Source organism: Halobacillus amylolyticus (assembly GCF_022921115.1).
Classification (GTDB): domain Bacteria; phylum Bacillota; class Bacilli; order Bacillales; family Halobacillaceae; genus Halobacillus_A; species Halobacillus_A amylolyticus.
Map to the genome: position 1 here is coordinate 1,716,943 of NZ_CP095075.1, position 17,262 is coordinate 1,734,204.

The 17,262-nt window shown below is 42.2% G+C and carries 13 protein-coding genes and 1 pseudogene; 4 read left to right on the forward strand and 10 right to left on the reverse strand.

Annotation, left to right across the window (positions count from 1 at the left end; translation table 11 throughout):
* Positions 1-27: 27 nt before the first annotated feature.
* The 10 genes and pseudogenes from cas3 to MUO15_RS09065 form a co-directional block, all read right to left on the reverse strand.
* Positions 28-2,427, reverse strand: coding sequence for a CRISPR-associated helicase Cas3' (cas3, locus tag MUO15_RS09020; protein WP_245035213.1), 2,400 nt, complete (start codon positions 2,425-2,427; stop codon positions 28-30).
* 559 nt (positions 2,428-2,986) lie between these two features.
* Positions 2,987-3,370: pseudogene (locus tag MUO15_RS09025) on the reverse strand (DUF1643 domain-containing protein); the annotation flags it as partial.
* Positions 3,371-4,374: 1,004 nt separating this feature from the next.
* Positions 4,375-4,854, reverse strand: a complete 480-nt coding sequence (gene rraA, locus MUO15_RS09030; RefSeq protein ID WP_245035215.1) for a ribonuclease E activity regulator RraA — start codon at positions 4,852-4,854, stop codon at positions 4,375-4,377.
* A 530-nt stretch (positions 4,855-5,384) separates the two neighbouring features.
* Complete coding sequence (locus MUO15_RS09035) at positions 5,385-6,038, reverse strand: malonate decarboxylase holo-ACP synthase (RefSeq protein ID WP_245035216.1); 654 nt, start codon at positions 6,036-6,038, stop codon at positions 5,385-5,387.
* Complete coding sequence (locus MUO15_RS09040) at positions 6,032-7,708, reverse strand: biotin-independent malonate decarboxylase subunit beta (protein WP_245035217.1); 1,677 nt, start codon at positions 7,706-7,708, stop codon at positions 6,032-6,034. The genes MUO15_RS09035 and MUO15_RS09040 overlap by 7 nt, the downstream gene beginning before the upstream one ends.
* Positions 7,695-8,000: a malonate decarboxylase subunit delta gene (locus MUO15_RS09045; protein ID WP_245035218.1), complete on the reverse strand. Its 306-nt coding sequence runs from the start codon at positions 7,998-8,000 to the stop codon at positions 7,695-7,697. The genes MUO15_RS09040 and MUO15_RS09045 overlap by 14 nt, the downstream gene beginning before the upstream one ends.
* A gap of 15 nt (positions 8,001-8,015) precedes the next feature.
* Entirely contained in the window at positions 8,016-8,885 is an 870-nt protein-coding gene (locus tag MUO15_RS09050) for a triphosphoribosyl-dephospho-CoA synthase (RefSeq protein ID WP_245035219.1), read from the reverse strand.
* Between the two features lie 15 nt (positions 8,886-8,900).
* On the reverse strand, positions 8,901-10,562 hold the full coding sequence (gene mdcA / locus MUO15_RS09055; protein ID WP_245035931.1) for a malonate decarboxylase subunit alpha: 1,662 nt from the start codon (positions 10,560-10,562) through the stop codon (positions 8,901-8,903).
* 20 nt (positions 10,563-10,582) lie between these two features.
* Positions 10,583-11,512, reverse strand: coding sequence for a malonate decarboxylase subunit epsilon (gene mdcH, locus MUO15_RS09060; RefSeq protein WP_245035220.1), 930 nt, complete (start codon positions 11,510-11,512; stop codon positions 10,583-10,585).
* Positions 11,513-11,602: 90 nt separating this feature from the next.
* On the reverse strand, positions 11,603-12,286 hold the full coding sequence (locus MUO15_RS09065; RefSeq protein ID WP_245035221.1) for a GntR family transcriptional regulator: 684 nt from the start codon (positions 12,284-12,286) through the stop codon (positions 11,603-11,605).
* 345 nt (positions 12,287-12,631) lie between these two features.
* On the opposite strand from MUO15_RS09065, the gene madL reads away from it, so the two are divergent.
* The 4 genes from madL to MUO15_RS09085 all read left to right on the forward strand — a co-directional run bounded on the left by madL (position 12,632) and on the right by MUO15_RS09085 (position 17,244).
* Complete coding sequence (gene madL, locus MUO15_RS09070) at positions 12,632-13,045, forward strand: malonate transporter subunit MadL (RefSeq protein WP_245035933.1); 414 nt, start codon at positions 12,632-12,634, stop codon at positions 13,043-13,045.
* Complete coding sequence (gene madM / locus MUO15_RS09075) at positions 13,026-13,790, forward strand: malonate transporter subunit MadM (RefSeq protein WP_245035222.1); 765 nt, start codon at positions 13,026-13,028, stop codon at positions 13,788-13,790. Before madL ends, madM begins: the two co-directional genes overlap by 20 nt.
* Before the next feature lie 687 nt (positions 13,791-14,477).
* Positions 14,478-15,923, forward strand: coding sequence for an amidase (locus MUO15_RS09080; RefSeq protein ID WP_245035223.1), 1,446 nt, complete (start codon positions 14,478-14,480; stop codon positions 15,921-15,923).
* 106 nt (positions 15,924-16,029) lie between these two features.
* A complete protein-coding gene (locus MUO15_RS09085; RefSeq protein WP_245035225.1) occupies positions 16,030-17,244 on the forward strand; it encodes a M20 metallopeptidase family protein in 1,215 nt (404 codons plus the stop codon).
* The last annotated feature ends 18 nt before the right edge of the window (positions 17,245-17,262 follow it).

The window sequence follows — 17,262 nt, forward strand, 5'->3', positions numbered from 1 at the left end:
ACCTCTCCTACAGTAATGGCTTGTCTATTAGATAAAATGGGGATCCATTTTCCCTTCTTCAGCTATCGTGACTCCAAATTCGCGATCATAAGCATTTTCCTGTAAAGCCAATATTCTGCCTTCCCATAGATGTACAACGCTCTGCTGTTTACTCAATTCATTTAGTTCATGATCGTAAACATTCACCATATACGGCTGAACTTTTTTAAGCAGAGCAGACATTTCCTCGATAGAGGGATCACCGTTTAGTTCGGCGATTATTTCCTTTCCCTCACCTTCATAAGGAACAAGAACAGAAGTCGTTTGTTGATCGATTACGTTGAAGTATTTACCAGCTGTCTTCGTACTTGTATGAAGCTGTAATGGAAGCTTCTCCCCTTTTTTGTGGACATAGGCTTTCATATACTTCTCATTTTGGCTAAGTAAATGAAAGATATAATTGTCTAGGGATGGGACGTAGTAATCTAATTCATTCTCCAATTCGCGATAAAAATTTTCAAAATAAAAACGAATCATTTTTGGCGAAAGAAGCCCCTCCGTATACTGGATATACATTTGATCCCGTAACATTTTACCTGTAATTTCAGCGCCTATTTTGATAGTCTTCAAATGATTTAAATTTTCCTCATTATGATTGATGATATAAGTGTAGCGAAGGTCATGTTTGCCATGACGATTACATCTCCCCATTGCCTGAGCTATCGAATCTAAACCAGCCAAAGACCGAATGACACAGTCAAAGCTAATATCGACACCAGCCTCTATTAATTGAGTACTTAGACAAACAACCTTCTCTCCTTTTTCAAGACAGTGCTTTACTTTTTCTAAAGTATTCTGGCGGTGTGCGGCGCACATCGATGTACTCAAATGATAGATAAGTAAATCTGGATCATCTTCTTTTAGTTGGTTAAATAACTTCCGCACAACCGTTTTCGTATTCAAAATAATCAGGATATTAGGATTCACTTCCATCTGATCCAGAATGAACTGGGATAAGTCCTCAGTACCCCAACCTTTTGAGTTCGTTCTATCAACAGCTTCGACCCTCTTAAATGCTCCACTGATCTCATCCAGGTTCTGTATCACTTCTCCATCTATTGAATCCACTTTCTCCTCTACAAAATCAAGTGCAGGTTGGGTTGCCGTACACAATAGAATACTTGAACGACAGACTTTGTTTAGAAAGTTCAAGGCTTCGTTAAGAAGCGATGTACATTTGATTGGCAATGATTGTACTTCATCAAAGATAATGACGGAATTGGCTAAATTGTGCATTCTTCTGCTGTTTCGAGTACTGTTTGAATAAATCGTATTTAGAAATTGCACCATGGTCGTAAAGATAATGGGAGACTCCCAGTTGTCTTTTGCTAGAGTTAAAGGTTTATCTTTTGCATAACGATAATCCCCAGTCGATTCCTCCTCAGTAACAACGTTTGAATGGTGCTCAAGAATGTTTACATCATCTTCCAGAATACGTCTAACCTCCTGTGCATTCTGTTCGATAATCGTCGTATAAGGCACAACATATATAATTCTCTCCTTGCCGAACGTTAAGGAATGTTTTAAGGCATATCTTAAACTTGCTAACGTTTTTCCACCTCCTGTTGGAATCGATAATGTATAGATCCCAGAAGGGTTTCGGGCAAAGTCTTCGCACTGCTGTGACATATCTGCACGAAGTTGATTGATTTTTGACTGGGAGTGTTTATTCGCAGATAATTTGTTTAAGTATTCCGTTAATTTTGAGTGATACTGTTCGAATAGTTTAGGGTTATCATGAGGAGTATTCATTGCTGTATTTTCTTCGAAGTATCTAGAGTCGGTTCGATCTGCGTCGATTAAACAACTAAATATGTATTTAGTTAGGAACATTAATGTTAATCGCTGGCTTTGGGGATTTCTTTTTATTACATCTATCAATTCATTCTCACTACTTTTCATCTTCTGTTCGAGTGCCTTATAACTAGAGGTTGACGTGTAAAACTCTTCGACCATACCTCGAAAATCATCGATCACTTTTTCTTTTACTCTTCTTAAATAATCCGATGACAGATCTGGCGATAGAAAGTCTTGAAGTCCTGAGTGATGAGAAATAATTACATTTCCAAGAATCTCAGCGATGAGTTGTCGAGAAATTGGCTGATCATCGTTGTGAAACTTCTCATATAGTAATTTCCCACCTGCTGTGGAATGATCGACGCTGCCTCTTTTAGGCGGGTGGTTAGGATTTTGAACAGCTTCTAAAATATAATCACGAAAAGCTGGACTATTCTTTCCTACGTCATGCAAGAGCCCTGCAATGCTCGCCACATTTCCAACACCAATTTTATCTCCAAAGTAACCAGATAATCTCTCAACTCCAAGCAAGTGTTCGCGCACGGTCTGAACTTTCCCATCGGAACTTCGTATATGTGCAATATAACTCAATTATTTCACCTCAGTTTTGTGATGAAAATATTTTACTAGTTCTAATATATCATTTTATAGCAATTTTTGGAATAAAAATCATAATGTTTAAATACTACCGATCTTCACCTTGGTTGTTCCGACAAAATAAAAACCACTCTAAGTTGAGTAAGGATATGGTTATTAAAATAAAAACAAAAATTAGCAACTGTTTACTTCATCTACCCCAAAGAAGTTTGTAAATTTTCACTTTGGCACACCTCTCCATTTTATTCATTTTTTCGTTAAAAAAGCGAGACCTTTGCCACTATTGGGCAAAGGTCTCACTAAACAATCGCTTGTTATAAAGCCGATGGTCGTTAAACCAAGTTATGACGATTTATTTGGAATGGGCTCAAGCTACTCCAACGCTATTCCCTACGACAATACTACTCTCACCTACGTAAAAATAGCCTCATTTTTAATGACTTTCTACAAATTAGGTCCTTGATAAGTGATGGGAGAATCATGCGTTCATATCAGTGATTCGAAACACCCACAGGTTTACCCCAACCCCACTTGAAAGCCCATACTCCAACTATTAAAACAGAGTGGGATTGAGGTCTCCTTTAAGATAAAGAGGATGGCGAGGATGTTTGCCATTTTTCGTTTTTTTAATACAATGAAGCTCATAGCCCTGCAACATTTTCAAAACTTCTGCTTTTCTATTTCTTATCGAAGCGTATTTTTCTCCCCATGCCAAGACAATCGTTTCAGACTTTTCAGCGGCGTCCAGTATGTATTTGTCATTCTCGACACCTACTGGATCTCTATTGGTTAGTAGTTTTTCAGGTTTTGTAGAAAACAGGGCGTACAAATTTACGATATACATACCTCCATAGTTCCAACTTTTCGTATAATTCACGCTTCTATTTAATGTGTTACTACTTATGTCCGAATTCGCCGCGCTTGGGTTGAGCATAACAAACGTTACGTTACGTTACGTTACTTTCACCTCATCAAACGTGCACTCCAATAAGTATCGATAAGTTGATGTCCTGTCAAATACCGCATGTACTTGTTCATCTTATCTCCAGTTACGATAACCCGCGTTTCAAAATTCCTTCGTTACCCAATATATGCAAGGTACCTTTGATTCATTTCCGAATAATTTTTGCAGGCACGAATCCGCTTCTTATAAGAATAGTAAATATTCCCGCTGAACATTTTCATCTCCAAAAATTGAGCTATAATAAATATAGAGAAAAAAAGACTGAACGGTGCTTCCAACACCACTCAGCCTGTAATAGCCTTTCAAGGGGCCGGCTCACATTAGAGTATGAAAATAATCACCCTAAATGCTTGTTAGGCGCTAGGGTGGTTATTTTTTGGTTTGACAGTATAGCAGAAAAAGGCAAGGATCTCATTGCAATTCACTATTACAGCAATTTTTGGAATAAAAGTCAGTACGTTTAAACCTTATAGCCCTAGGTAAATTTCTATATTGAGAACATTAGCGTTGCATAAATACATTTTTAATTGTCAAACGGACCTATAGTTCCACTGTATGGTTAATTTGGAAATCACGATAGCGATTCACAACTTTCCCGAAAACAGAGTAACCTTTCATCACAGTTGTTTGAAAAAGTATTTAAACAACTCGTTTTTGAGGTTCAAGCACACAGATAAAAAACAAACCACTTTTTCGTGACATGGGTAAGCTCCAAGCGATTGACTCAACGGAGATGTCTATGAGCTTTAGGGCCACATTTCGACAAACGAAAGCAGGCGTCCGTCTCCATTTGAGAGTCGTGGTGACGAAGGATGTAACGGTTCCGGATAAAGCCATCCTCTTACCTGCCGAAACTTCTTTCGCCCTTTAGAGTTCTGGTTTGCTTTCTAAAGACCGAACGAACAAATTCACCAAAGTTGTTGAAAAGAAGGTCTTGCTAATGTATATAAATATTTACCTCTTCACAGATTTCCTACTCACAATAATTGATTTTCCGAAATCAATATCCCATCTTCATCTGCATAGAGATGATAACCAGGTTCTATGTTTACTCCTGCGAATTGTACAGGAATATTTTCTTGACCTTTTCCCTCTTTGTTGCTTTTCAATGGGTTTGTACCTATGGCAAAAATCCCTATGTCCATTCCGTTAATTTGGGCACTATCCCTTATGCACCCATAAACAACAATACCGGATAGTTGTCGTGTAACAGCTATGTGTGCCAAGTTGTCTCCGAGAAGGGCACACTTGCGGGAACCGCCTCCGTCAACAACTAAGACGCTTCCTTCTGGTATGTTTTGTAACGCTTTTTTAACAAGTACATTATCTTCGAAAACCTTAACGGTATGAATAGGTCCAGAAAAGGATCTTACTTTCCCGAATTGTTTAAACACCGGATCCGCTATTTGAACCTTTTCACGGTGAATATCACAAAGATCTGCAGTTTGAACGCCCATCGATGTTCATTCCTCCATTCATTCATTTTAGTTGTTGTGTACATAGGAAGTCTGACTTTATTAGTTTTAGTATACCATTAGAATCAGCCCAGCCTATTTGCGATATTGTTGTAATCAACACCTCTTAAGTATCTTTCACGTTGGTTAATGTGTGATTCGCCGATAACCTTCCACAATCTGTGCAATGTTTAGGTCGAAAGCCCTCTACTATTACTTGACATTAGTACTATGAGAACCCCTCCACCATTAACTGTTAACACGATTGTATTTTAACAGTTAATAAAATTCAACTCTATTATATGAAAATACACATTCAAACTCCCTTTTTGTTTGAAGTGTATATAGTAAATGAGAACTGGTGATTTATCGATAAAATGATATGCCTTTTTTCTTTAACATCGTGATATATAACTCAACTGCATTGATACCGCAATTGTGCTAAAACCTGTCATGCAAAAAGCCCCCAAAAAGAGTTAAATGGGGGCTTTGAAGTTATTTATATTACTAGGTGTTATTCCTCATTCAAATCACTATTTTATCCATAAACTTCGCTTGTGATGGCTTTTTTCCCAAGGATTATCAACCAGCTTTGGCCCTCCTGTAGTCTTTATTAATACAGGATACTCGTTTCGTGCATACTCCCTTAACGAAATCGCTCCATTAGGCGTTTCAACCTGAACATCTACCACTATAGGAATATCGCTAAGTCTAGCAACCAAGGTCTCCGCCTTTTCGATAGGCAAACCATCTTCAGCATACACCACGATATCTAAATCACTATTCTCTGTGACTGTATCCCTTCCACTAACGATCTCAAACCCTACGCTCCCCCCAGGTCCCCAAACCATTCCATAAGAGTGAAGTATATCGTTTACTTGCCTCAATGCCTGAAAAGCAGGCATTGGGCTATTTCGTGTGTTCTCCATCCATTTTCCCTCATCTACAATTTGACTTGGGGAAATATGATCTAGCACATCTTCCTGTCTGATATAAGCCCCAAACCGTTGATTACGTTGTTTGCCGCGAACACCGATAGGGATCCTCCCTTCAATCACCGGGACACGACGGACGACAACAAAAGGAGTGGATTGCAAGGAGGTAGTGACCCAACTGGGAATATCGGGGCACATTGTAAGTTCTGTTCCCTCTCTAATTCTTACTAGGTCATGAGGGTTGACTACCATAACTCTGTTAACCTCTCTCTGACTTTTATCGATGCCGATCGGTTTTCCTTGGCTTGTGGGGATTGCAGACGATGACTTAAGTCCAAAGGTCCTGATCTGGCACTGCTTATGGACTCTATGATTCTACTTTCTATTTTTTCGATATCCTCACTTCCTGGATGATCTGCATCGATTCCATCAATTAGTTCATGAAGGGCGCCAAGGGTCGCAAAAGATTGAATATCATACGCCATGGCAGGGGTTTGTTTCGTCGCTTCCTCTAGCTCTTCAATGGAACGACGGGTAATTCGGGCGGCGGATTGTTTTGACATGACATGGACATTCACTCCCTCATCATTCAGAGCAAGGAGATAATTAGACTGGAGGCCATGGGTTAAAAATCCGCCAGAGATGGCATTCCCTACAATAAGTGTGATTACAGGATGGCCCGCTTGCCTTGCTTTCGCATAAGCATCAACGGCTGCTGCCCCTGCTTGATGCAATCCTAATAACTCTTCGTTATAACCATAAGCTTGGCTGGGGACGTCCACGATCGCGACAATGGCACGACGGTTGCCATCTTCATCCTGCTCGATGGCTTCCCGCACATAGTGAGCAATCGCCCATCCTTCTGCTAATCCTACTTCACCATTAAGAGCACGGGGGAAGCGATTAGTCGCATCGGGGGCAATGGCAATATAGCGGACTCGTTCGTTACCAACGGTTTTGTCTGTACACAAGACGGAAGGTACATCCTCACTTTTCGTTTGATCCGTTAATGCTGTAAACCAGGTTCTTCCTCTGCTTGCTTCAGGGTTCCCGTCAGATCCCTCAGCCGCCTCATCAAGCGTCTCTTCTGCTATTGTTTCATTCCATATATTTCGTACATCCAAGGGAGACAAAGGTTGCGAAGGATTAATGTTTTGAAGACGTGATCTGAACAGGTCAACCTGCTCACTTCTAAAAGGTTGAGTGTCTTTAGAGTCTAAATGATCTGTGATAACCTCCTTGAGCGTCTCCACATCATCATCAACGAGGTCATCAACGAAACCCATTGAATAGCGTTGTTCCCCGCCAATTGTATTCCATATCAAGCGCCGGTCCTGGGAATCAAACTCTTCAATTCCCGCTTCCTGCTCAATCACTTCCGGTCCATTTAATGTGAGCCTGCCCTCTTTCGTCATGATTAGTGTACTGCACAAGCCTGCTGTTAAGGACATGCCGCCAAAACAGCCGATCTTTCCAGGAATCACTCCAATGACAGGGACGTATTCTCGTAAGGCTACAATTGCAGCACTAATTTCAGCTATAGCCAACAAGCCGTAATTGGCTTCCTGCAGTCTCACGCCACCAGTGTCATACAATAAGATAGGACGGGTCGGGGTGCCTTCCTTATTGTCACGAAGAGCCAATTCAAGAGCTCCAGCTATTTTTGCTCCAGAGACTTCTCCAATACCCCCTCCTTGAAAATTTCCTTCAATAGAAATGACAACGGCCGGCTCTTGATCTACTTTTCCCTTAGCGACCACCACGCCGTCATCACTCTGTGGAACGATATTCTGCCGCTCTAAGTGAGGGGATTCAAATCCGTCAAAAGGATCAAGCAGTTCACGAAAAGTTCCTTCATCTAATACGGCTTTTACACGCTCACGTGCATTGAGTTCAACAAAGCTTACTTTAAGAACGTTCATATTGTTCACTCACCTCCAAAGCTTGAGCTAATCGTAAGGAGACAACCCCGGGTGTTGCTCCGAAATCGTTCACTTTTATGGTCGCCTGTGCTGCGTGTACATTAAAAAAACGTTCGATCACCCTTTTCCAAGTATCATCGAATCCTGTCATCCCTGTTCGGACTTCGACTCTGGTCCAAGGTTCATCTGAAGGAGTGACCAGGACTTCTAAATCGCCGGACCCAACGACACCTACGTGCGCTTTATGGGCTAACTTTTTCGTGGCTGGGTATTCAAATAGCATGGTTTCCAATGTGATGCCCTCCTTTTAAGTAGTTGAAAATACTTTTTCATCGACATAGCGAACGCTTTGGATTTGATCCAAAAATAAAGTAGCTGCTAGCAAATCAGCACTTCCTCCAGGTGAAGCGTTATGTTCTAGTAACGATTGATTAAGTTCTTCTAGTTTTATCCATCCTTCTGTGGCGGAGACTCCTCCACTTTCTAACACATCGTTCGCCTTTTGCTTAGCCATTTGTAAAGCGGCTAAGCCCCCTCGATGAAGAATACATGTATCGTCTAAGTGAGCAATCAAGGCCACGAGCGTTTCCAATCTGACAAGCGATTCAGAAAGCCCATTTCTCCTCGCTTCCACCAGTTTAGGAAGCGCGACTTTTGTGAGATGAGGAAACCCTGATTCAGCCTCTCCCCTAGCTCCCTTCACGCCAAATCTTGCAAAAACGCTAGAACCATGGGTCGGAAGGTTGGGGGTAAAGCGATCTGGATAGCAGGCAATTTCAGAAGCAGTCTGAATCATCCGCTTCACGTCCTGTCCTGATTGGTTCAACGCTGCACCAGACGTCAGAAGTCCGAGCACCCAAATGGCTCCTTTATGCGTGTTGATCCCACCAGTGACGTGCATCATTTTCTTTTCACCTTGGCGACCGATCGCGGCGATTTCTTCACGTAGCTGTTGGTCAGGCTCTCTAAAGTAAGAAGCTTTAGCGATCTGTCCAAAGGTTTCCCGTAACGAAACAGCCGAAGCAACCAATAAATCAAACGTCATGTCGGCGTGTGATCCAGTATCTTCGGGATCGACAAGTCCTGGCTTAGGGGCGAGCTCCGCTTCAGCGATTAGGGCCTGCACAGCCCAATCGCCGAGAACTTCACCACATTCTTTTGCGTTATTCCAAGTCATCCGACCACCCCTCCTTTACCAGCTCCGAAACTTCTCTGGAGGTTGGTAGAGACCACCTGACCACTCTACCAGCTCCTCCACATTTTTCGCAGCGAGCAAAGAGCGATTGGCTTCGGAACGGCGAATGCCTAGATCTTCAGGCCACGCTACAATTCCTTCTTGTCGAAGACGGTTAATGTTCTCAGGAGAATGTTTAATCCCCACTGCAGTTACTCCTGCAATCGCAGCCAATGCTTCACGCCGTTCCTCCAAGCTTTTCGCTTTATATAAATAAGCGATGCCTTCCTCTGTCACAACATGGGTGACATCATCTCCATAGATCATCACTGGAGCTGTCGCTAGATTGGCTTCTTCTTTTACATCAATTGCATCCAGGGACTCTACGAAAACCGGGGTGTTCCCTGTTTGATGTGTTTCGACTACTTGAACGACTAGTTTCTTGCCCCGAACAAGTGGTTCATCAGAATTGATCATGTTTAACCATGCTGGAGTGGAGTGCCTCCGTCCACCAGGATCATGCCCCATATTCGGGGCTCCACCAAACCCGGCAAGTCGTCCGTTTGTAACGGTCGAAGAATTTCCATAGGCATCGATTTGCAAACTAGACCCAACAAACAAATCAACCGCATATTGACCGGCCAGCTGTGAGAGCGTTCGGTTGGAACGAAGACTCCCATCGCGTCCGGTAAAAAACACATCAGGACGTTGTGAGATGTACTCCTCCATCCCCACTTCTCCTCCGAAACAATGAATGCTTTCCACCCAACCTGATTCGATGGCAGGGATCATCGTAGGGTGAGGATTCAATGCCCAGTGTTTGCAGATTTCACCTTTTAACCCTAATGACTCCCCATAAGTAGGGAGCAACAACTCAATGGCTGCCGTATTGTAGCCAATGCCATGATTGAGTGACTGCACTTGATGTTTTTCGTAGACACCACGGATCGTCATCATCGCTAGTAGAATCTGGATATCTGTGATATGCCTTGGATCTCTCGTAAAAAGTGGTTCCAATTGATAAGGGGCATCTGCTTCAACAACGAAGTCAATCCATGAGCCAGGAATATCCACACGCGGCAGATCGTCGGTGATTTCATTTACCTGGGCTATGACAATCCCGTCTCGAAAAGCTGCGGCTTCAACAAGCGTAGGTGTTTCCTCTGTGTTTGCTCCTGTGTACAGATTGCCCTCACTATCGGCTTTATCAGCAGCAACCAATGCCACAGAAGGGATTAAGTCAATAAATAAACGCCCATATAACTCAATATAGGTGTGGATTTCGCCCATGGTCAGTTGTTTATCCTCAATCATTTGAGCCATTCGAAGGCTTTGAGGTCCGGCATAAGCAAAATCCACCTTTTCAGCGATGCCAGCTTCAAAAATATCCAGGTGCTCAGGTCTCGAAATACTAGATAAGATCATATGCAGATCATGGACCTTACCTGAGTCCACCCGGGAAAGTGCTTCGGAAAGGAAGGAGGCCTGTTTTTGATTATTCCCCTCTAATACGACTCGGTCACCAGGAACAAGAACTTCCTCTAAAACTTCAACGATTTGATCCGTCGGAATGACCCTTCCATCTGTCATCTTCATCACTTGATTGACCCGTTTATTTTTGGCATCTCGTCTTGTTGTCCAGCTTCTTTTGGTTTGTTCTGTTTGCTTAACATCTGTCATCATCCATCGTCTCCCTTCCTTTAGTTCGTTCGTGTACGATCAACAAGAATGGCAGCTGTATTAATCCCATTGTCTGAGATGGACAGTGCTCTTGCTGTCGGAAATGCATTGTTCACAAGTCCCTTCAGCACATTACCAGGCAGCATTTCAACAAATAGTCGAGTTCCGAGCTCATATAACAACGTCATCGATTCGTGCCAGCGAACAGAATGAGATACATTCCACGCTAAGTCTTTTTTAATCGCTTTACCCTTTTTTAAAACTCGTGCTGTCTGATTGCCTGTATAAGGAATAGTGGGGTCCCTAAAGGAAATATCATTCAGCTCAGCTTCTAAGCGTAAAGACACGTCGTGTAGTAACGGACAATGTGACGGGACACTAACGTCCAACAACTCAGCCTTTTGGGCACCGTTTGCAAGAGCTGTCTCCATAAAGTTTCTCAAATCTGGTATCGCTCCAGCTATGGTCATTTGCCGTGGACAATTAATATTGGCAAGGTAAACAGGATTCTCATCAGATACGTGCCCTTTGATCAACTTTGTTAACTTTCTTTCACTAAGCCCTACCACAACTCCCATTCCATATCCCGCTGGAAAGGCTTTTTCCATCCATTCCCCTCGCTTCCTAACTAATCGGACAGCATCTTTGAAATCTAACGAACCAGCGACGACGGCCGCTCCGAAAGCTCCAACCGAATGGCCCGCCACATAATCTGGAACAGCCTTTTCCTCCTTCAACAAGCGCGCTGACGCTACTCCCGAGACAAGCAGACATACTTGAACAGCTATAGTCGACCTAAGCTTTAGTTCGGTATCCCAAAAGATAACGCTTTCATTTAATTGCTCGCTCGCCTCAGCTAAGGTTTCTGTAACGATGGGGTGATCTGGCAAATGACGTAACATATGAGGTTGCTGTGACCCTTGCCCAGGGAAAAGAAATGCAGTAGTCATCTTATCGTCCTCTCTGTAACAACCAGTTCAGTCGTCAGTCGACTAAATATCTATTTAAAAAGAAAGAGGGGCATCTCTCCCCTTCCCTCTCTAATACACATCATATTGACTATCTTTACTTTGATAATCAAAAAGCCGCTTTTGAATACTCGTAATCACATCCTGGTTATGCTGCTGCAAGACGGTTGTCGCTTCTTCTATGTTGCCTTCTTTAAGCAGATCCACCAGTGTTAAATGCTCTCTTACTGATTTTTCGACGTTTCCTTCAGCTGCAAAAGAAATAGTTTGCACCCTCAGTAAAGGTAATTCTAAGCGGGTGTACATTTTATTAATGGTTTCACTCTTACTCATTTCAATCAAACAAAGATGAAATTTATGATTAAGCTGGGTATAACGCTGGATATCTTTCTCTCCACTCATCTCTTGATACAATGTCCCCATTTTTCCCAAAATCTCTTCGTCGATCCCGTTCTCTTTGATCCGTTTCATGGCAAGAGATTCGAGCATGATTCTAATTTCGAGTAAATCATAAATTTCATTTTCAGTGTGCTCTTTTACAACGGCCCCTCTTCTCGGAATTCGCTCAACCAGCCCCTCAATGGTGAGGAGATAGATAGCCTCGCGAACTGGAGCACGGCTCGTTCCATACTCAGTAGCATAGGTATTCTCAACGATTTTTTCACCAGGCTGCAATTCTCCTGTGATAATCTGTTCTGTAATGTGTTCCGCAATATGATTAGATAATGCATTATGATTAAGGTTTGGCGGCTTCATAAAAAGACCTCCTAACGTATCCATTGTCGACTGTCGATTAAATTGTACAACAAATCATTTCATTATTCAATAATTTAGAAAATTTTAAAAAGTGTTTGCATTTCTTGTTTTAATTAACTATGATGGAAATTACGAAATGGTCGACAGTTGATTATCGTCTAAATTGTAAACGCTTTCTGAGAAAAGGAGGGAAAATTTCCTGGTCGTACATCTATTGAACTCCTGAAACAGTACAGTCCAAATTCTGCCATTGTTTCTATGATTCTGTTGTTTGTAAATATTGTCCGTCGAGTGTTATTGAATTTGTAAACACAAAGGGTTAATAAAACAAAAGGAGTGATTCAACTGGTTATCTATGGAGTGGCATTGTTAGCCGTATGCTTATTGGCTGGTACTTTGTTAGGAGAACTGCTTGGGGTGGCTATCGGAATCGATGCAAATGTTGGTGGAGTTGGCATTGCCATGCTGATTCTCGTGTTATTAGTAGATTACTTGAAAAAGAATAACAAGCTGAATGTTAAATCACAGGAAGGAATGGCCTTCTGGGGTGCCATGTATATCCCAATTGTCATTGCCATGGCAGCCCAACAAAATGTTGTAGCCGCCCTCGATGGAGGACCTTTAGCACTACTAGCAGGTGTAGCAGCTGTTGTAGTAAGTTGGGCGATGGTACCCGTCCTAAGTAACATCGGAAAAGGTACATCCACTTTTTCTGATGAAGAGTTAGGAGGAACCGATGATGTTCGAAATATTAAGTGATACGTTTGTAGAAAATGGCCTCATTGTTTCTTTTGCAATTGTTGGAATCACTATCTATCTTTCCTACATCTTATCTGACAAACTTACCAATGGAAAAATTCACGGGTCCGCCATCGCTATCATTATGGGTCTTATATTAGCCTACTTCGGAGGCCTCTTTACTGGCGGCGAGCAGGGTTTAGCAGATATCGGGATTTTTGCTGGAATAGGACTAATGGGTGGCGGCATGCTTCGTGACTTTGCTATCGTAGCAACAGCCTTTGGCGCAAGTCTAGATGAAATTAAAAAAGCCGGCTTGCCAGGGATCATCTCCCTCTTCGCAGGTGTCATCGTCTCGTTTGTCATCGGTGTGCTGATCGCCTTCGCCTTCGGATACACAGATCCAGTCAGTTTATCGACAATAGGTGCAGGTGCAGCGACCTACATCGTCGGCCCCGTGACTGGATCAGCACTTGGAGCAAGTTCTGAAGTGATCGCCTTAAGTGTCGCAGCTGGATTAATCAAATCGATTCTTACGATGATCGGTACCCCCTTCGTTGCCAAATATATCGGTCTGGATAATCCACGATCAGCGATTGTTTACGGAGGATTGATGGGTACCACGAGTGGTGTAGCTGGTGGATTAGCCGCAACTGATCCAAAACTTGTTCCTTATGGAGCGATGACAGCTACTTTTTATACGGGTCTAGGTTGTTTGATGGCACCGTCTATTTTATTTTTAGTAACGAGAACGATTTTTGGATAAAGGTAAAGGCCTTCTATATTATAGAGGGCCTTTATTATGTGGGAGATTCTTGACTTCCCCCTACTATCACTACTTCCCCTCTTCCATATAGATAAAGAGTTTTATATCTAATCAAGAACACGGAGTCTTTGTAATCCTAGATGGAATAATTACGACTAAGCTTTTCCACAATAGTTCCCCTCATTGTAGCTACCCTGTGATAAATTATCTGGTAAGGTGTTCTGTATGTTTGGGCAGATAATACATTGACTTAGACTTGACGACTTCTTAAAAAAAATCCCTACTGCCCTCCATGATTCACTGTCTATTAGATGCCAACAAATAAATCGGAAAATTAATAATTTAGAAAATTTAAAAAAGTATTTGCATTTCATAACGTATTTATCTATCATGATCAATAAGAAATGTTTGAAAATTCATGTAATTTATAGCACCTTTCACCTCGAACCACACATACTAATAACCTCTTCGTCTCTACATTTTCGTTGTTTGTAAGATCGCCCTATCGAGTGTCCAGGTATCTTTCTGAGAGTTGAACATAAGTATTTGAACAAGTTGGTTGTCGACCTCTTGAATTCATTGTGGTCGACAACCGACTCTAAATAGATTAGGAAGGGATTTATATAGAGATATTGGAAGCCTATTCTTTATGTCCTACAAATTCTATTAGTTGGGAGTTGTAAAAGTATGGAGCATTACAATAATTTTTCTACAGCACGCGATCTTGCCAAAGCCATTCAAAAACATGAATTATCTGCTCGCGAAGTTATGGAAGCACACCTGGCACAGATAAAAAGAATCAATCCCGAGGTCAATGCGATCGTTTCACTGGATCAGGATCATGCATTAAAAGAAGCTGATAAAGCTGATGAGATCCTTGCTACTGGAAAGAAAGCGGGCCCCCTTCATGGTCTGCCGATTGCGATTAAAGACACGCATAATGCAAAGGGTTTTCCGATGACAAGCGGTTCTCTTGCATTAAGTGACAATATTTCTACTGAAGACGATCTTATTGTGGAACGATTAAAAAATGCTGGTGCAATCGTTATTGGAAAAACAAATGTGCCGGAATTCGGTGCAGGCGCTCATACCTTCAATGAGGTATTTGGTGTAACTAGAAACCCTTACAACCTTAATCGTACAGCCGGTGGAAGCAGTGGTGGTGCGGCCGTTGCAGTTACAAGCGGTATGCTGCCGTTTGCAGATGGCAGCGATATGGGAGGGTCCTGTCGGTTCCCAGCTGCTTTTAATAATGTTGTAGGGATGAGGACGTCACCCGGACGTGTGCCTACTTACCCTAAACCTGCCCTCTTCTCTCCACTTGCAACTCAAGGACCAATCGCACGAAATGTAGAAGATGCCTCCTTTATGATGTCGGTTCTAGCAGGGCCTGACAACCGATCACCCATCTCAATTGAAGAGTCTGGTGAACAATTCCTTCAACCATTCAACAAGGATTTAAACGGACTTCGTATCGCCTGGTCTGCCGATTTTGGTGGAACACTTCCTGTAGATCCTGTCGTAAGCAGCAATCTAAAGGAACAAATGAAAGTCTTTACTGATCTTGGCTGCCATGTTGAAGAGACGTGTCCAGACTTAACAGAAGCTGATGAGGTATTTCATGTATTTCGTGCTTGGGAATTTGAAATGTCAAATCATGAATTGTTTGAGCGATTTGAGGAAGTCATGAAGCCAAGTTTTAAGTGGAATTTTAATAAAGGCCGTAAACTTCGTGGAATAGATATCGGGAGAGCTGAAAGATTACGTAACCAACTGTATCACAGAATGCGTGTCTTCTTCGATCAGTACGACGCACTTATCTTACCAGTCAGCCAGGTCCCTCCGTTCGATGTGAATTTAGAATACCCTGAACAAATAAACGGTGTTCGTATGGAAACATACATTGATTGGATGCGTTCAAGCTATTACATTTCTGCGCTTGGTAATCCTGCCTTATCGATACCGAGTGGATTTACATCTGACGGACTTCCACTTGGACTGCAAATTGTTGGACCTCATCAAGCAGATTATGAGGTATTGCGAATCGGCCATGCTTTTGAACAGGCTACCAATTACGGGGAAAAACGTCCTAAAATTGCTCAGGCGAAGGATGGCCACATTTCAGGTAGATAATTTTACTGGTAATGATAAACACGGAAGTTAAGTTAGAAACTCCATGCTCACCACAATGGTAAGGTTCAAGCTTCATCATAAATTTTAATAGGAAAGGAATGGTTTCATGAATGAAAAGCTGTTTTCAAGATTAGAAGAAATTTATCCAGAGTTAGTCGCCTTCAGAAGGGACCTTCATATGTACCCTGAGCTCTCACACACGGAAGTCGATACGCCTGAAAAGATTGCAGACTTTCTAACTGATTTAGGGTTAGAAGTGAAGACAGGTGTAGGCGGCCGTGGGGTTGTCGGTATTATAAAAGGTAGCAAACCTGGTAAAACCGTTGCTTTACGTGCGGACTTCGATGCACTTCCTATTCAGGATGAAAAAGATGTTGAGTATAAATCTCGTGTTCCAGGCATTATGCATGCTTGCGGTCACGATCTGCACACAGCTGGGTTACTTGGGGTCGCCAAAGTACTAAGTGAAAACCGAGATGTTTTAGAAGGAAATGTCGTATTTATTCACCAGTTTGCAGAAGAAGTTATTCCTGGTGGCGCTAAATTCATGATCGAGGATGGCTGCCTGGATGGCGTTGACGTTGTATATGGCGCCCATGTCAGCTCCACAGAACTTCTCGGATCAGTTGGATTAAACGAAGGAAATGCCATGGCAAATGGAGATACATTTGAAATAGAGATTTCAGGTAAAGGTGGGCATGCAGCTTCACCGCATTTAGGGATTGACCCTCTCATCGTTGGCAGCCAATTGCTACTAAACTTGCAGCAAATCGTAAGTCGTCAGGTGGATCCTATAAAATCAGCTGTTGTATCCGTTACCTCTTTTAATGGTGGTGAAGGATTTAACGTAATCCCCGATAAAGTACAAATTAAGGGAACCGTACGAACGTTTGATGATGATGTACGTGATTGGATTGAAGAGTCTATTGAAAAAATTGCAGTATCTACCAGCAGTGGCTTCGGGGCCAGCGTTAAGTACAAGTATGTACGCGGTTATCCAGCTGTTGTTAACCACCCAGAAGAGACGGAGCGTATTAAAAACATTGCAGCAGGCTTATTTGGGGAGAAGAAGGTAAAATATATCCCGCCGCAAATGGGTATGGAAGACTTCGCTTATTATTTAAAAGAGGTCCCAGGCACGTTTTTCTGGGTCGGAGGTGCCATGGAGAAGAAAAGTAATGTCTATCCACACCACCATCCAAAGTTTAACGTTCAAGAAAAAGCAATGATGTATATTGGGAAGCTGTTTATTTCTGCCGTTTTAGATTACTTATCAGGTAAGGAAAACCAAGTCTTGAGAGAGAAAGAATCTAGCAAATAAAGTGACGTATTCTAAAGT

Coding starts and splice junctions, on each gene's coding strand:
- rraA (WP_245035215.1), bottom strand. CDS start 4,854: ATGGGCGTTCAAACTGCAGATCTTTGTGATATTCACCGTGAAAAGGTT.
- MUO15_RS09035 (WP_245035216.1), bottom strand. CDS start 6,038: ATGGTAGTCAACCCTCATGACCTAGTAAGAATTAGAGAGGGAACAGAA.
- MUO15_RS09040 (WP_245035217.1), bottom strand. CDS start 7,708: ATGAACGTTCTTAAAGTAAGCTTTGTTGAACTCAATGCACGTGAGCGT.
- MUO15_RS09050 (WP_245035219.1), bottom strand. CDS start 8,885: ATGACTTGGAATAACGCAAAAGAATGTGGTGAAGTTCTCGGCGATTGG.
- mdcA (WP_245035931.1), bottom strand. CDS start 10,562: ATGACAGATGTTAAGCAAACAGAACAAACCAAAAGAAGCTGGACAACA.
- mdcH (WP_245035220.1), bottom strand. CDS start 11,512: ATGACTACTGCATTTCTTTTCCCTGGGCAAGGGTCACAGCAACCTCAT.
- MUO15_RS09065 (WP_245035221.1), bottom strand. CDS start 12,286: ATGAAGCCGCCAAACCTTAATCATAATGCATTATCTAATCATATTGCG.
- madM (WP_245035222.1), top strand. CDS start 13,026: ATGTTCGAAATATTAAGTGATACGTTTGTAGAAAATGGCCTCATTGTT.
- MUO15_RS09080 (WP_245035223.1), top strand. CDS start 14,478: ATGGAGCATTACAATAATTTTTCTACAGCACGCGATCTTGCCAAAGCC.
- MUO15_RS09085 (WP_245035225.1), top strand. CDS start 16,030: ATGAATGAAAAGCTGTTTTCAAGATTAGAAGAAATTTATCCAGAGTTA.